Origin of the sequence: Rhodococcus sp. EPR-134 (assembly GCF_001647205.1) — a bacterium.
Taxonomy (GTDB): Bacteria; Actinomycetota; Actinomycetes; order Mycobacteriales; family Mycobacteriaceae; genus Rhodococcus_F; species Rhodococcus_F qingshengii.
In genome coordinates this window covers 1-14,202 of the sequence record NZ_LVCT01000672.1, presented here as the reverse complement: position 1 = coordinate 14,202, position 14,202 = coordinate 1, and the positions used below count along the sequence as shown (strand labels likewise).

Sequence of the window (14,202 nt, the reverse complement as noted above, 5' to 3'; positions counted from 1 at the left end):
GCCCCACCACCTCACCCTGAGTTAGGAATTACATTGACCACGAATGGTTCTCGAACCACAGTTCTGACCAACATCGGAACCCTCGTCACCAATGACCCGACTCTGGGTGAGGGCAAGCTCGGCGTACGACACGACGCGGCAATCGTTTTCGACGAGGGCGTTGTTGCTTGGGTCGGTGATTCCGCCGACGCCCCGGCTGCCGATATCGGTCAGGATATCGGCGGTCGGGCCCTGCTCCCCGGATTCGTGGAGAGTCACTCGCACCTGGTGTTCGGTGGCGAGCGGGCCGAGGAATTCGCAGCTCGCATGGCGGGCGAGAAGTACGCGGCGGGCGGTATTCGCAACACCATCGAAGCGACGCGCTCGGCCACCGACGAACAATTGCAGGCCAATGTTCGACGCCTACTCGACGAATCCCTGCGCTCGGGCAGCACAACCGTCGAATGCAAGACCGGATACGGGCAGAACACCGAGAGCGAACTACGCAGCGCACTGATCGCCGGACAGTTCACCGACGAGGTCACACTGCTGGCCGCCCACGTTCCACCACCCGAATATGCCGGCCGCGCCGATGACTACGTCGCCATGGCGTGCGACGAGATGATCCCTGCCTGTGCGCCACACGCGAAGTGGATCGACGTCGTCTGCGAACGAGGGGCGTTCAACCGCGAACAGGCACATGCAGTCCTGAGCGCAGGCGTCGCCGCTGGACTGATCCCCCGCGTCCACGGCAATCAACTCGGCGAAGGGCCAGGAGTTCAGCTCGCCGTCGAGATGGGAGCCGCGTCCGTCGATCACGTCACCTACGTCACCGCCGAGGACATCGACGCCCTGGCTCAGAGTTCCACCGTCGCAACACTGTTGCCAGGTGCCGACTTCTCCACCCGCAACAAGTACCCCGACGCCCGCGCACTGCTGGACGCCGGCGTCACAGTAGCTCTCGGCGCCGACTGCAATCCCGGCACCTGCTACACCACCAGCCTCCCGTTCTGCATAGCAATTGCGGTGCGAGACATGCACATGACACCCGCCGAGGCAGTCTGGGCAGCCACTGCAGGAGGCGCCCGGGCGCTGCAGCGCACCGACGTCGGAACCCTTTCTCTCGGAACACGTGCCGACGCCATCGCGCTCGATGCACCGTCGTACCTCCACCTCGCCTACCGCCCGGGCGTCCCTCTGGTGCGCGAGGTCTGGAAAAACGGCGCACTCGCCACAAGCTACTGAAATACTCACCGGGAGGCCGTCGTGGCACATCAGATCGCAGTCGACATCGAACCCAAGCCGTGGACCGGGCGCTCCGACGGCACCACTGCCAAGCATCTGCGGTGGCATCATGCCGTGCAACCGTATTCAGCCGAAACAGCTCCCGGCGACTGTGTTCTGATCGGATTCTCCAGCGACGAAGGAGTCCGCCGCAACAAGGGCCGCCGCGGTGCCGCGGATGGCCCCGACGCTTTGCGAGCCGGGTTGGCTTCCATGGCGCTGGCCGAACCACTGCAGATTCAGGACGCGGGAACCGTTGCCGTGTCGGGTGAAGAACTCGAGGCCGGTCAGGCCGCACTCGGGAACGCCGTCAGCACTGCGCTTGATTCGGGACACTTCCCCGTGGTTCTCGGGGGAGGACACGAAATCGCCTACGGCACATACCTCGGCGTCGCGGGCTCCGAGTTGCGAACCGCTGGAGCCAAACTCGGAATCCTCAACTTGGATGCGCACTTCGACCTGCGGGGCGATCCGATATCCAGCTCCGGCACACCCTTTCGTCAGATCGCCGAGGACGAAGCCGCGGCAGGCACCTCGCATCAGTACAGCGTGATCGGAATCAGCCAACCGAGCAACACCACGGCACTGTTCGACACGGCTCACCGCCTCGGTGTTCGCTATCTGCTCGACGAAGAATGCGGAGCGATCGGCCGAGGCGTCGTGGATCAGTTCCTCGCAGACTTCCTCGACGACGTCGATCTGGTCTACCTGACCATCGACCTCGATGTCCTGCCTGCAGCTGTGGCGCCGGGCGTCAGCGCACCTGCGGCCTACGGAGTCAGCCTCGAAACCATCCAATACGTATGTGACCGAGTCACGTCCAGCGGAAAACTCGCGGTTCTCGATGTCGCCGAACTGAACCCGAGCCTCGACGTCGACAATCGCACTGCCCGAACGGCTGCTCGTCTGATCCACCGGATAGTCACGAAGCACGTGCCGGTTCAGCGCTAGCCTCGGCGCGCCTCCAGCAGATCTACGGGACTGCCTGAAAACTGATTCCACGAGTTCTGTCCGAGCACTCCAAACTATGTCCTTTGCCACCTCACAAGTGATGCCGCCTTGCAGATTGCCGATGGCGGCGACAACGCCTGTCTCGGGGTACGTGATCGTTCCGCACCCCTCGGATGTGGATGCCGTCGGCAATCGTGAAGTCGAAGTCGACGAATTGCCCGAGCAGTACTCGAAGCCGGGGACACCACCGATCACAGGAGGCCCGACCGTACCGTCGTGAATCGAAAAGCCGATCAACCCTCCGGGGTCGCCATTACCGACTTGCCTTGGATCACCGGTGGTGACGAAGATCGATTGGCCTGACTCAGTCTGAATCGTCCGTGTCGAATGATCGTTGCCGTAAACCGATTCGATCTGAGCGACGGTGGAGCCGTCACCGACGCCGCGGTCGGTCAGCGTTCCCGGCGGTGATTCGATGACGGTGACGCCCTCGCTGGTGAGAATTGCCCGTCCGGTGCCACCAGGCGTCGTGAGCGGAACTACAGCGCAACTCGGAAACTGCATGGGCGTTCCAGCCTGATGCCAGACACAGGCCGGCCACTACAACCGTGGTTGTAGTGGCTGCGCCGTTCCGAACTCGTCCAATGGGTGTGCGCGGTCGGCTTCTCGGCATGTCGGCATCCTTGGTCGGAACGGCTCGCCGCGAGGTCGAGGCATGCCTGACTTCGCGACGTTACCCCGAGCGGGGTCGTATCGATATCGTCTGTTCGACCGACGACAAGGACGCCACCCCGGCCTTCGATCATGGCACCAGGGAGTTCTCCTGCAACCAGTCCTGAGCGATGTCACTCATGTCGTCGAGATCGGCAACGCGCTGGTTCATCTCGATGAGATCTTCGGTGGTCAGCGCCGCCGAAACCCCCGCGAGCACGGATCGGACGTCATCGCGAGCCTTCAACTCGTTGATGATCGGCGTGATGTTCTCCGCGAGGAAGAGGTGCTTCGTATCCTCGAGTGCAACCAAGTTCTCCGAGCGCATCGCAGGATCGGTACTGAAGACATCGGCAACCTGTATCTGCCCGCTCAGAAGCGCATTGAGCGTGAGGGGTCCACCTGCATCGAGTGCCAGGAACTCCCGGAATGTCAGGCCGTATTTGGTCTTCAAGCCGGCGACGCCATTTTCGCGCGTCTTCCATTCCGGCGGTCCGCCGAGAGTCAACTCGTCGGCATGCTGCACCAGATCCTCGACGGTCTCCAGCGAATACTTTTCCGCCGTCTCCTGTTTGACGGCAAGTACATCCTTGTCCTCTGCGGGCGAGGGCTCGAGAGCCACCAGACCCTTGGGCAATTTCGCATCGATTTCAGCGGATACTTCATCTGAAGCCGTCGCCGTTGTCTTGCTGTCCAGATATTGCAACAAGGCGCCGGAATACTCGGGGATCAGATCGATGGAACCGTCGCGCAGTGCCGGTACATAGAGTTCTCGGCTACCGATGTTCAACTTCTCGGTAACGTCGATACCGTTGGCACGAAGCGCTTCGGCGTAAATGGTCGCAATCAGTTGGCTCTCGGGAAAATCGGCGGAACCGATCACGATGGCGCCCTCAGCACTACCGCCGCCGTCCGTAGCCAAGGGGTCCTTGCCGATTCCGCAGCTGGACAACGCAACCGCTGTCACGCCGACCAACGCGGCGATCAATACCTTCTTCATGTCGAACGTCCTCAGATCGGTGCGGGCTCAGGCACAGCGGTGCGCTGTGAGGGGGCGGCGGTCTTCTCGGTCTTCTTCTTCAGATCGCGCCTGGTCAGGCCAGGCGAAACGACCCGCGCAGTCAGTGCTCCGATTCCGAGATCGAAAACCAGGGCAATCAGCGATACCAGTACGGCTCCGGCCGCCATCTGGCCGTAATCGCTCTGAGCTTTTCCGTCGATCAACAACCGGCCGAGTCCGCCCAAAGAAATGTAAGCGGCGACAGTCGCAGTGGAGACGATCTGAAGCACGGCACTTCTGATGCCGGACAACATGAGTGGTAGGGCACATGGAATCTCGACCTCGGTCAAGATCCGCATCGACCGAAATCCCATCCCCCGCGCGGCGTCGACTGCAGCCTGATCGACCGCTCGAACTCCGGCGTACGTGTTGGTGAGAATGGGAGGGATCGCGAGAAGCACCAGGACGATGAGGCTGGGGATCAGATACGCGAGTTTGTTCGGGAATGACGGCGCGATGATGAGAACCAGTAGGATCAGCAGACCGATGGTCGGCAGCGCTCGTAGCGAGTTGGCCAGTCCAGCAACAACAACGGAGCCACGGCCCGTATGTCCGATGTAGAGACCGAGCGGGATCGCGATAACCGCAGCCACCGCCAGCGCGGCGAATGTGTACATCAAATGCTGAACGAGAAGGGTGGGGATGCCGTCCGGCCCGGTCCAGTGGGATCCGTCGAGAAGGAAGCTGATCATGATGTAGTCACTTTCGGGGTCCACGGCGTCAACAGCCGATTCGCCAACATGATGAGGAGATCAAGGATCAACGCCAGCACCAGACACAGAGCGATACCCGCGATGATGGGCGTGTAGAAACGCAACTGAAATCCCTGGGTGAACAAGGAACCTATCTGCGGAATACCCAGGAGTGCGCCGAGTGAGACAAGACTGACGTTCGAGACGACTGCGACGCGCAAACCTGCACAGATCACCGGAACTCCTACTGGCAACTGCACTTTCAACAGCGTCTGATACGGCCGGTAACCCATCGCCGTCGCTGCCAGAACCGTCTCCGGCGGAACCGAATCGAGCGCGTCGGCCACTACCCGCACGAGCAGAGCAACGGTGTACACGGTGAGCGCCACGATGATGTTCATCGGATCCAGAATCTTGGTACCCAGAATTGGAGGCAGGAGCACGAAGAGCGCGAGCGAAGGGATCGTGTAGAGCAATCCGGCCGTCCCCACCACGTAGGGATGCAACCGACGACTGCGATAGGCGACCCAGCCGATCGGCAACGCGACCACCAAGCCGATCACCAAGGGAATCAACGACAGCAGAACATGCCATCCCACCAAGTCCATGATCCGGTCGGACTGACGTCCGAGCCATTCGAAGTTCATCGAAGCGCCCTCCCCGCGTCAGCCAGATCGGCAGCCTCGATGGCTTCCACTGCAGCATGCGCAGTGACGGTTCCCACCAGGCGTCCGGCGTCGTCCACGACAACGCCCCGCTTGCTCGGCGCTGACAGCGCCGCATCCAGCAGAGCGCGCATCGTCCCGGTGGAATCAGCAAGTGTTCCACTGAGATTCAAGTCATCCGGGCGGATACAATCCGTGAGCGCGTCCGGCCTCACCCATCCGAGCGGCTTGTTCGCGGGATCCACTACCAACAGCCACGTATCGCCGGTGAGTGCGCGGGCCGCCGCAGCGGAATCGCCCAGATGCGCAACGGGTTCTGACACCGTCGGTAGGTCGCCGTCCAATGTCGTGAACCCCAACGATCGGTACCCACGGTCACGTCCGACGAAGTCGGCAACAAATTCGTCGGCAGGTTGAGTCAGCAATTCGAGGGGCGTCGCCGCCTGCGCAAGAATGCCGCCGGTACGCAGAACCACCACTTGATCCCCGAGTTTCAGCGCTTCGTCGATGTCGTGGGTGACGATGATGATCGTTTTTCCGATTTCCTTCTGCAGACGGAGAAACTCGTCTTGCAGCTGGCCGCGAACAACCGGATCAACGGCGCTGAACGGTTCGTCCATCAGCATGAATGACGGATCCGCAGCCAATGCTCGCGCAACACCGACTCGTTGCTGCTGCCCTCCGGAGAGCTGCCACGGATAGCGGTCGGCGAAGTTGGTCGTCAGACCAACCGTTTCGAGCAATTCCATAGCGCGAGTGCGAGATTCCTTTTTACTCGCACCGAGCAATCGAGGCATGGTCGCTATGTTGTCGACGATGGTGCGATGGGGAAAGAGACCCGCGTGCTGGATCACGTACCCGATGCGTCGACGCAGAAGGGCCGGATCCATTCCCGCCGTGGACTCGCCGTCGAGCGAAATCGTGCCTGACGTCGGTTCGATCAGCCTGTTGATCATGCGGAGTGAGGTCGTCTTGCCGCAGCCGGAAGGACCCACCAACGCGGTGATCTTTCCCGTCGGGCACTCCAGATCGAGAGCATCGACGGCAATGGTTCCGTCTGGATACGCCTTGGTGACCTTGTCGAATTTGATCATCTACGAACTACTTTCGTGTCGACCTGAGTCCGGACGCACCCAGGAGAAATGGTCGAGTTCCGTTCGAGCACACACCTACTTGTGATTCGGTCCACCTGCTTACTGGTCGAGCGGTTGAGAAAGAAAGTTCACGGCGGCACTCAGATCTGCACTGAGTGGCCGGTCTTCGGTCCTCGTGTCCAGCACCAAACGCGCACGCGCGAGGTACGCGCCGAGCTCGGTCGCCGGATCCAGCTCACGCTGTTGTTGCGAGAGTGCGCGAACTGCCGAGATCAGTTCACACGCCAGCACCAATCGAGATTGGGCAAGAATGTCCGCCAATTGAGTTGCAGCTTGGGATGCGAAACTTGCGTGATCCTCGGTGCCGCGCGAAATTACCGTGTGGCCCAACGACCCCGGTGCCGCCGACGAGCGGATCTCGGCAATGGCAGCAGAAGTCGTGTATTCGAGAAGCATGGTTCCGCTGCTGCCGTCGGGACCGTCTGCAAGGAACGCACGAAGGCCGGTGACTGCGGGGTCGGAGAGGTTGGCGAGCCGACATTGCGAGAGCAGGGCAGCACTGGCGACCGCCAACTTCGCCTCGTCGACTGCAAGGGCTATTGGCATTGCGTGGAAATTTCCGTTGTGGAACACCATGTCGTCTTCGACCGACACCAGCGGATTCTCCGAAGACGAATTCATCTCGATACTCAGCGTGTTCTGCAGTCGATGCACCGCTTGCCAGGTGGCACCCAAGATTTGCGGTAGGGCGCGAAACCCGAACGAGTCCTGAACTCTCACGGGTGTGATGTCGTGTGGTGCCAGCAGATCGCGAACCCGCTCTGCGACTTCCGCTTGACCGAAGTGCATTCTTGCCGACTGTACTTGTGCAGCAAACGGTTCGACAGAACTACGCGACGCAAGCACGGAAAGAACACTGACAACCAAGCAGTGCTGAAGCCACCCCGCGACTTCGATACTGGTGTCGCCGGCGATCGCCACCGTCATCGCATTGGTGGAAATGAACGGAAGTGCATCACCGTGGTGCGGAGTCCAACCGATTCCGGTGCGTCCGTCGCGAAGCGGGCTCTCGCCGATCAGCCCCATGGCGATTTCGGAGAACGCACTCAGGTCACCCGTTCCGATCGCACCGCGTGCGTGCACTGTCGGCAGGTTCTGTGAAGCAACAGCAGCAACCAGACCGTCGATGATGTCGGGATGCATACCTGAGCCGCCGTTGAGGATCTGGTTGGTGCGGATGACGATCGCGGCGCGCACCAACCGGTCAGGGAGCCTGGGGCCCGATCCCGTTGCGTGACTTCTCAGAAGCCTCAGATCCTGCTGCACACCGTCGGAGACGGATGTTTCGCGATTCCCGCCTACCCCGGTAGTGCGCCCGTACACCGCTTGACGGGAGGAAACCCGAACCGCGGTCTCCCATGACCGCCGTGTGAGCTCGAGAGCCGCGTCGGCAGGTCGAATCACGGCCGGCTCTCGCGCGATTTCGTTCACCCGGTGAACCGACAACCCTTTCCCGTCGAGCAGGACATTGTCGTCTTCCGTCCGGTCTTCTCCAGGAAGACGTTCAGTCATCAGAACTCCATCGATCGAAGGACTCGGCCACCGCGGGCGTGCATCACATCATCTACGAAATGTGCCTTGGGTCACTTTTGATGAATGTATAGTCCTGTATATACAGCCACCTGTCAATAGGGACACTGCAGCTCACCCGCGTGCACACAACCTTGCGTCACCTCAGTAAGGGTGAGCAACTGGACACGAATCGTCGCTATTCGAGGACCGGTGCCGCCGATGCGCGACGCGCCTCGAGCGCATCGAGGATGAGATCGAGACCGTAGGCGAACTCACTCGTGTGGTCGTAAGCCGGACTCAGACCGTGATCGACGATCATCTCGTGAAGGAAGGGCAACTCTTCAGCCGGAAGGCGCTCGAGGATGTCACTCGCAACTTCTTCGACGTCGACGGGCCCGCTGATCGGCAGATTCGCCTCCTGGAGAACATATCCGCCGATGTAGCTGTCGATCAGCGAGGCTCCGTGGGCGGCCATCGGGAGTGTGAACCCGGCCTTCCGGAGCACTCCGAGCACAGCGTCGAGATGACGCAGGGTCGCCGAGCCAGGGCTGCGTCGCGAATCCAGCAGACCGAGAGCCCAACGGTGCTGCGACAGGACTGTGCGAGCGGAAAAGGCGCGTCCACGGATTGCATCTCGCCAATCCGCACACTCACTGTCGGGCAGGTCGATCGCCTCGAAGACCGCATCGACGAGGCCGTCGAGAATCGCATCTTTGTTGGGCACGTGGTGGTAGAGCGACATCGCCTCGATGCCCAGCTCCTGGGCCACCCGTCGCATCGTGACGGCCTCGACACCACCCGCGTCGGCAACGCGGATCGCACCCTCGATTACGCGAGTCCTGTTCAGCGACTGTCGCGGTTGCCGTGACACACAGACTCCCCTCCGAGGAACGAATACGTTGACAACCTTACATACGTAAGTCACCCTTACAGGTGTAAGCCAGCCTTACGTTCGTAAGGCGCTCGCGAAGGGAGATCGCAATGCCGATGCCGAGATGGTGGGGACATGTCAACAAGCGAGTGTTCAACCCGCGTGCAATTTCGAGCGGTAAATGGCCGGTACTGACTCACGTCGGACGCACATCCGGCACGACCTACCGGACGCCCCTCGACGCCTATCCGGTCGAGGGTGGCTACGTCTTCATTCTGGTGTACGGATCAGGCTCGGACTGGGTGCAGAACGTCCTGGAAGCGGGAAGCGCTCGACTGTCGGTCGACGAGACGGAGGTGAGACTCGGCACCCCACGCCTCGTCGCGAAAGACGAAGCATTTCAAGCACTTTCCTCAAACGTGTCCCAACCCCCGAGGCTGCTCCGCATCACCGAGTACCTTCGGATGGATCTGATTACGGCCTGAGGGTGCCCGTCACGCGAGGACCTCACGCACGGCGGACCTGACTTCGTCCATGCTGCAACCGGATTCGATCAGTTCAGTACCCGTATGCACCAGCGAGTTGATCAACTTGGCGGTGAGCTTCGGGTCCGACACGCCACGGAGGCGAAGGGCCTCGACCAGCGGAAGCACAAGACTGTCGTGCATTTCCATGATCCGCGAATCTCGAAACGTTTGCGGGGTCAGCGTCGCCAGCGCTCCGACTATCGCATGCTCCCCGTCGGCAACCAGTTGGAGGTTTGCCTCGACGTACGCCCATACCGGATCGTCTGCGCCTGCCATCGCCTCGACGATCTTGTCGTTCCAGCGCGGGAACATGTCTTCGACGACGGCACTGAGGAGATCTTCCCGGGACCGGAAGTAGTGGTAGGCACTCGACCTGGCGAGCCCTGCCTTCGCTGCCACCTCACCGAGCCCCGGCGGCCGGTCCGGGGCCTCGGACAGAAGAGCGTGTGCAGCGTCGAGGAGGGCACGGCGCTGAGCAGCACGATGCTCGACCACAGTGGGCGCATCGATCCTCGGCACCGAATCTCCTCCAGTCCCCTCGCGGGCTTACTCGCTCTGACGCAACCGACCGTCAACCATTTCGAGGATGCGGTCGCAGTGCCCGAGCACGTCGTGATCGTGGGTCACCATGATCGTAGCGACGCCTGCCTCGTGAGTTTCGCGCGAGAGCAGTTCGACCACCTCATGGCTGCGTTTGCGGTCGAGAGCAGCCGTCGGCTCGTCGACGAGCAGTAGTGAGGGATTGCTCATCAATGCCCGAGCGATACCGACGCGCTGGCGTTCACCGCCGGAGAGTTGACCGGGTCGACGATCTGCACGGTGACTCATACCGACCGAGTCGAGCAACTCCTCGGGATCGCGACCCGGCCGCCCCGTGAGCTTGGGAATCAGCCGAAGCTGATCGCGCGCCGTCAGCGCTGGAATCAGGTTGCCGGACTGAAAGACGAAGCCGACCTTGTCTCGTCGAAGTTTGGCGAGAGCACGGGCCGGCATCGCCGACACGTCCACGCCGTCGATGACAATCGTTCCACTCGACGGCCGACCGAGTCCGCCGGCCACAGCGAGCAAGCTCGACTTTCCAGCGCCTGACGGTCCGACGATCGCGACAAGTTCGCCGCACGAGACCTCCAGGTTCACGTTGTCGAGGGCGAGCACGGTGGAGTCACCGTCACCGAATCGAAGACTGACAGCGGTCAATACCAATCCGGTTGTGGTCTTTTCGACTGTGGTCATCGGTTTTCTCCCAATGCGGTGAGCGGGTTGACACGGGTAACACGGACGATGGCAACGGCTGCGCCGACCAGCCCGAGTACCGCCAAGAGCACTGCGCCGTTGACGACTGGGCCGGACTCGAGGGCGAACGGCATCCCCCCGCCTTCGAGCCCCGAACCGAGCCCCAAGCCCAGCAACACACCGAGGCCGATGGAACCAAGCAGCACTACCAGTGCCTGCGCCATGCCGTCACGAAGCAGGAAGCCGGTAGAGGCTCCCATCGCGCGCAACACTGCGAGTTCACGACCGCGCTGAACCGTCCAGATACTGAAGAATGCACCGACCACCAGGGCCGAAATCGCGTACAGAAACGCCTTGATCATCGACATAGTCATCATTTCCGCGGAGAACCCTGGTGAGGAGTCGAAAGATTCCTCGAGCGTCTTTGCGGACGTTCCCGCCGCCGCATCGCCCGACACGAGATCCGGTAACGCGCCACCAATGCCCCGAATCGCAACAACACTTGCTTCGGAATAGGCACTGGCATTGGCGGTTTCGCCGATCTTGGCACCGGCGTGAACCTCCTGCCAAGTACGCAGGGGCAGGTAGGCGACGTCGACGTGACCGAAAGTGCGCTTGTCTTCGGTGAATCCGACAACTGTCAGCTCCGTACCGAGTCGATCGAGTATCACGGTGTCACCGATCGCAACACCGTCGTCACGGAAGGTAGAGCTGACGATGATGTCCGTGTCGGCTTGCAGCCCCCTCCCGTCGGCGGAGACGGGCTCGAGGAAGGAGCCAGGTTCGATGCCGAAGAGCGTGAGATCGACAGGCGTGCCACTGCGAGTTTTTGCATTGACGATCATGTTGCCGAAGAGCTCGGCGTCTTGGACATCGGGTTGCATGCGCCATGCCTGCGCCTGCTCCTCGGTGACGACCGAGCGCGAAAACGCTGAGTCGGCTTTGGTGTCCGGCGCGAAGGCAAACGCCTGAATCGGCGTCCGCTGCAAAGCGGAGACACCGTCGTTTACCAGGCCGGACGAGAGGCCGGACAGAATCACCATCAGGATCGAGATGAGGGCAACCACGGCACCCATCAAGAGGAATCGATTTCGCGCAAACCACAGTTCACGCAGGGCGAGGAACATTCGGGAAGCTCCAAAGTCGTCGGTGCGAGTCACGCCGACTTTTATCGACGCCTTGTCGAAATCATATCGACAAGGCGTCGAAAAACTATGTGAGGTGCGTTACTACTTCCCGTAGTAGACACTCGAGGCGCTGAGCGTCGTATCAGCCCCCGACGCCCACCGGTCGATCCCCGACAATCGAGATTCGATCCATCACACGACGAGCCGGGAAGTAGTCACTGGCCGCGTAGTGCTGGCAGGTCCGATTGTCCCAGAAGGCAACAGTATTCGGCTCCCACTTCAAACGGACCTGAAATTCCGGACGATTGACGTGGCGATACAGCATCGTGAGAAGTTCGTTCGATTCTTCTTCTGACACACCCAAGATCCGTTGCGTGAAGGTCATGTTGACGAACAACACCCGCCTGCCACTTTCCGGAATGATCCGAACCACCGGATGCTGCACAGCGGGGAACTTCGGACGCAACATCTCGACCGCATCCACCGGCATCGACCTGCCGAACGAGTTGATCCAATCGTGTTCTGCAACAAGCGGGTCGATACGCTTCTTGATGTCTTCAGGAAGCAGATCGTAGGCAGCTGCAGTATCGGCCCACAAAGTGTCACCACCCACCTCCGGCACCTCGACCGCACGAAGAACTGCTGCGAACGAAGGAAACTCGTGCCACGTAACGTCGTTGTGCCAGTTGTTCTCGACTCCGCCGACCATCACATCCTTCGCCAGTGTCGTAACATCGACGTCCGTCTGCCCGGGCTGCGTGTACTTGAAGAACGGATGCTGTTCGAGATCGCCCCAACGCTCGGCAAAAGCTCGATGTTCCGCTCGGTCGAGGTCCTGATCGCGGAAGAAGAGGACTTTCCATTCGAGGAGAGCTCGGCGGAGTTCCGCAATCACGGCATCAGACAGACCCCCACCGAGTCGAATACCGGAGATTTCCGCTCCGATCGTCGGCGCGACTGCCTTGACCGCAAAGTGTTCGTACGGTGCCGGAACTACCGACTCGGGATTCCGGCGAGCAACGAGTGGACCGTACGCAGCAAGCGGGTCGGTGGGGATCGGAAAGATTGTTGCCGCAGGAAAAAGGGTAGCCATCAGGGCACTTCCTCGAAATCGCCGATGTCGTAAAGGACAAAAGTCAGATTAAGTCCGTCTCCTTAAAGTGTCAACGGTCACGTTCTCCGGCGCGAATCTTGACCCTGACGCCGCGTCAAGGTTGGAGAATGGTTTTCACAGACGGAATCCGATTCGATCACGGGAGGGCAGGGCGATGATGACCATCGGCGAGCTGGCCAAATTGGCCGGCACCACCGTCAGATCCGTGCGCTACTACCACTCGAACGGCCTTCTCGAAGAACCACAACGCCAACCCAACGGCTACCGCATGTACCGGGCGGTGGACCTGGCACGACTGAGTCGCATCCGCCGCCTGCGCGATCTGGGGATTCCTGTTGCCAAGATCGCCGAACTACTCGACGGCGACGCTCACGACACTCGGACCGCACTCGATGCCCTCGACAAGGAATTGGCGACGAAGGCCGAACAGATCGCTGTTCAGCGTGCGCACATCGAGTCGCTACGCCGCAATGCCGATCCTGAACTACCCGACGCGTTTTCGGAAGTGCTCGCACAGTACGTCGTTGCCGGTGCGCCGACAGCGTGGATCGACAACGAGCGTGAACTTCTGATCCTCGCACTCACGGTCTCCGGGGGCGATCCCGAGGTCTGCGATTCACTCCTGTCCGCCCATCGCCGGGTATTGGCCGAGCCGAACCGCGAGCAGGCCATCGAATTGATAACTCGCATGTATGCCCTCGCCGACGCACCGGCTGACGCGGACACGATTGCGGCCCTTGCCATTCAGTTCTGCGACTTCACCGAGAGCGTGCTACCCGAACAGGCTGCACCGGAGGACGCTTCCCCCACCCGGCTGGTAGCGGTACTGCGCGAACACCAAGCGGATCGACGAACCGTCACCCAGGAAAGATTCGCGAAGGCTGTGGCCGCGGAATTCGCCGCCCGTCAATCCCGCCTCTGAAAACCCCTGATTAACCCCCACATTCGAAGTGGGGTGACCAACACTGCCCGAAAATGGGCTCAACGCAAGGACACGACAATGACTGGATTCACCATGCCCAGATCACGCATGCCTCGACCACGAAGGTGGCTGGCTACCACAATCGCCGCTGCCGCGCTCGCCGTACCTGCATTGGCGGCGTGCTCGGATCCTGCTACTCCGCAGGAAGATCCACAATCGAATCTCAGCGCGTTCTACGAACAGGATCTCGAGTGGGGGCCATGCGCCACAGACACCGGAGCGTCGACCGCAAGTGAATGCGCCATGGTCACAGTACCTTTGGACTATTCCGTCCCTGACGGCAAAACGATCGAAGTGGCGATCTCGCGGGTCGCATCCACCGACCCCGCACAGCGACGCG

General features: G+C 61.1%; 15 protein-coding genes and 1 pseudogene. 6 read left to right on the top strand and 10 right to left on the bottom strand.

Annotated elements, in window-relative coordinates:
- Nucleotides 1-33 precede the first annotated feature (33 nt).
- From hutI to A2J01_RS36110, 3 genes are all read left to right on the top strand, one after another.
- Nucleotides 34-1,224: an imidazolonepropionase gene (hutI, locus tag A2J01_RS29110; RefSeq protein ID WP_064114123.1), complete on the top strand. Its 1,191-nt coding sequence runs from the start codon at nucleotides 34-36 to the stop codon at nucleotides 1,222-1,224.
- Nucleotides 1,225-1,245: 21 nt separating this feature from the next.
- Nucleotides 1,246-2,214, top strand: coding sequence for a formimidoylglutamase (gene hutG / locus A2J01_RS29105; protein WP_064114122.1), 969 nt, complete (start codon nucleotides 1,246-1,248; stop codon nucleotides 2,212-2,214).
- Nucleotides 2,215-2,335: 121 nt separating this feature from the next.
- Complete coding sequence (locus tag A2J01_RS36110) at nucleotides 2,336-2,494, top strand: hypothetical protein (protein ID WP_155277930.1); 159 nt, start codon at nucleotides 2,336-2,338, stop codon at nucleotides 2,492-2,494.
- A gap of 522 nt (nucleotides 2,495-3,016) precedes the next feature.
- Here A2J01_RS36110 and A2J01_RS29095 read toward each other — a convergent pair.
- From A2J01_RS29095 to A2J01_RS29070, 6 genes are all read right to left on the bottom strand, one after another.
- Entirely contained in the window at nucleotides 3,017-3,925 is a 909-nt protein-coding gene (locus A2J01_RS29095) for an ABC transporter substrate-binding protein (RefSeq protein ID WP_030536963.1), read from the bottom strand.
- Nucleotides 3,926-3,936: 11 nt separating this feature from the next.
- Nucleotides 3,937-4,677 (bottom strand): ABC transporter permease, encoded by a 741-nt coding sequence (locus A2J01_RS29090; RefSeq protein ID WP_064114121.1) that lies wholly within the window; start codon nucleotides 4,675-4,677, stop codon nucleotides 3,937-3,939.
- Nucleotides 4,674-5,324, bottom strand: coding sequence for an ABC transporter permease (locus tag A2J01_RS29085; protein WP_003940005.1), 651 nt, complete (start codon nucleotides 5,322-5,324; stop codon nucleotides 4,674-4,676). Before A2J01_RS29085 ends, A2J01_RS29090 begins: the two co-directional genes overlap by 4 nt.
- Entirely contained in the window at nucleotides 5,321-6,436 is a 1,116-nt protein-coding gene (locus A2J01_RS29080) for an ABC transporter ATP-binding protein (RefSeq protein WP_003940114.1), read from the bottom strand. Before A2J01_RS29080 ends, A2J01_RS29085 begins: the two co-directional genes overlap by 4 nt.
- A 99-nt stretch (nucleotides 6,437-6,535) precedes the next feature.
- A complete protein-coding gene (locus A2J01_RS29075; protein WP_003940419.1) occupies nucleotides 6,536-8,008 on the bottom strand; it encodes an aromatic amino acid ammonia-lyase in 1,473 nt (490 codons plus the stop codon).
- A 196-nt stretch (nucleotides 8,009-8,204) separates the two neighbouring features.
- Nucleotides 8,205-8,879 (bottom strand): TetR/AcrR family transcriptional regulator, encoded by a 675-nt coding sequence (locus A2J01_RS29070; RefSeq protein WP_058037649.1) that lies wholly within the window; start codon nucleotides 8,877-8,879, stop codon nucleotides 8,205-8,207.
- 110 nt (nucleotides 8,880-8,989) lie between these two features.
- On the opposite strand from A2J01_RS29070, the gene A2J01_RS29065 reads away from it, so the two are divergent.
- The gene (locus tag A2J01_RS29065; RefSeq protein ID WP_064114120.1) at nucleotides 8,990-9,364 is read left to right on the top strand and encodes a nitroreductase family deazaflavin-dependent oxidoreductase; all 375 of its coding nucleotides are present in this window, start codon (nucleotides 8,990-8,992) and stop codon (nucleotides 9,362-9,364) included.
- A gap of 9 nt (nucleotides 9,365-9,373) precedes the next feature.
- On the opposite strand, the gene A2J01_RS29060 is transcribed toward A2J01_RS29065, so the two are convergent.
- The 4 genes from A2J01_RS29060 to A2J01_RS29045 form a co-directional block, all read right to left on the bottom strand.
- Nucleotides 9,374-9,925, bottom strand: a complete 552-nt coding sequence (locus A2J01_RS29060) for a TetR/AcrR family transcriptional regulator (RefSeq protein ID WP_007732757.1) — start codon at nucleotides 9,923-9,925, stop codon at nucleotides 9,374-9,376.
- A gap of 27 nt (nucleotides 9,926-9,952) precedes the next feature.
- A complete protein-coding gene (locus A2J01_RS29055; RefSeq protein ID WP_003939803.1) occupies nucleotides 9,953-10,639 on the bottom strand; it encodes an ABC transporter ATP-binding protein in 687 nt (228 codons plus the stop codon).
- Nucleotides 10,636-11,766, bottom strand: a complete 1,131-nt coding sequence (locus tag A2J01_RS29050) for an ABC transporter permease (RefSeq protein ID WP_030536958.1) — start codon at nucleotides 11,764-11,766, stop codon at nucleotides 10,636-10,638. The genes A2J01_RS29055 and A2J01_RS29050 overlap by 4 nt, the downstream gene beginning before the upstream one ends.
- A gap of 142 nt (nucleotides 11,767-11,908) precedes the next feature.
- Nucleotides 11,909-12,859: a TauD/TfdA dioxygenase family protein gene (locus tag A2J01_RS29045; RefSeq protein WP_064114119.1), complete on the bottom strand. Its 951-nt coding sequence runs from the start codon at nucleotides 12,857-12,859 to the stop codon at nucleotides 11,909-11,911.
- 175 nt (nucleotides 12,860-13,034) lie between these two features.
- Between A2J01_RS29045 and A2J01_RS29040 the strand changes: the two genes are divergently transcribed.
- Entirely contained in the window at nucleotides 13,035-13,802 is a 768-nt protein-coding gene (locus tag A2J01_RS29040) for a MerR family transcriptional regulator (protein WP_030536956.1), read from the top strand.
- 78 nt (nucleotides 13,803-13,880) lie between these two features.
- A pseudogene (locus tag A2J01_RS29035) lies at nucleotides 13,881-14,202 on the top strand (alpha/beta hydrolase); the annotation flags it as partial.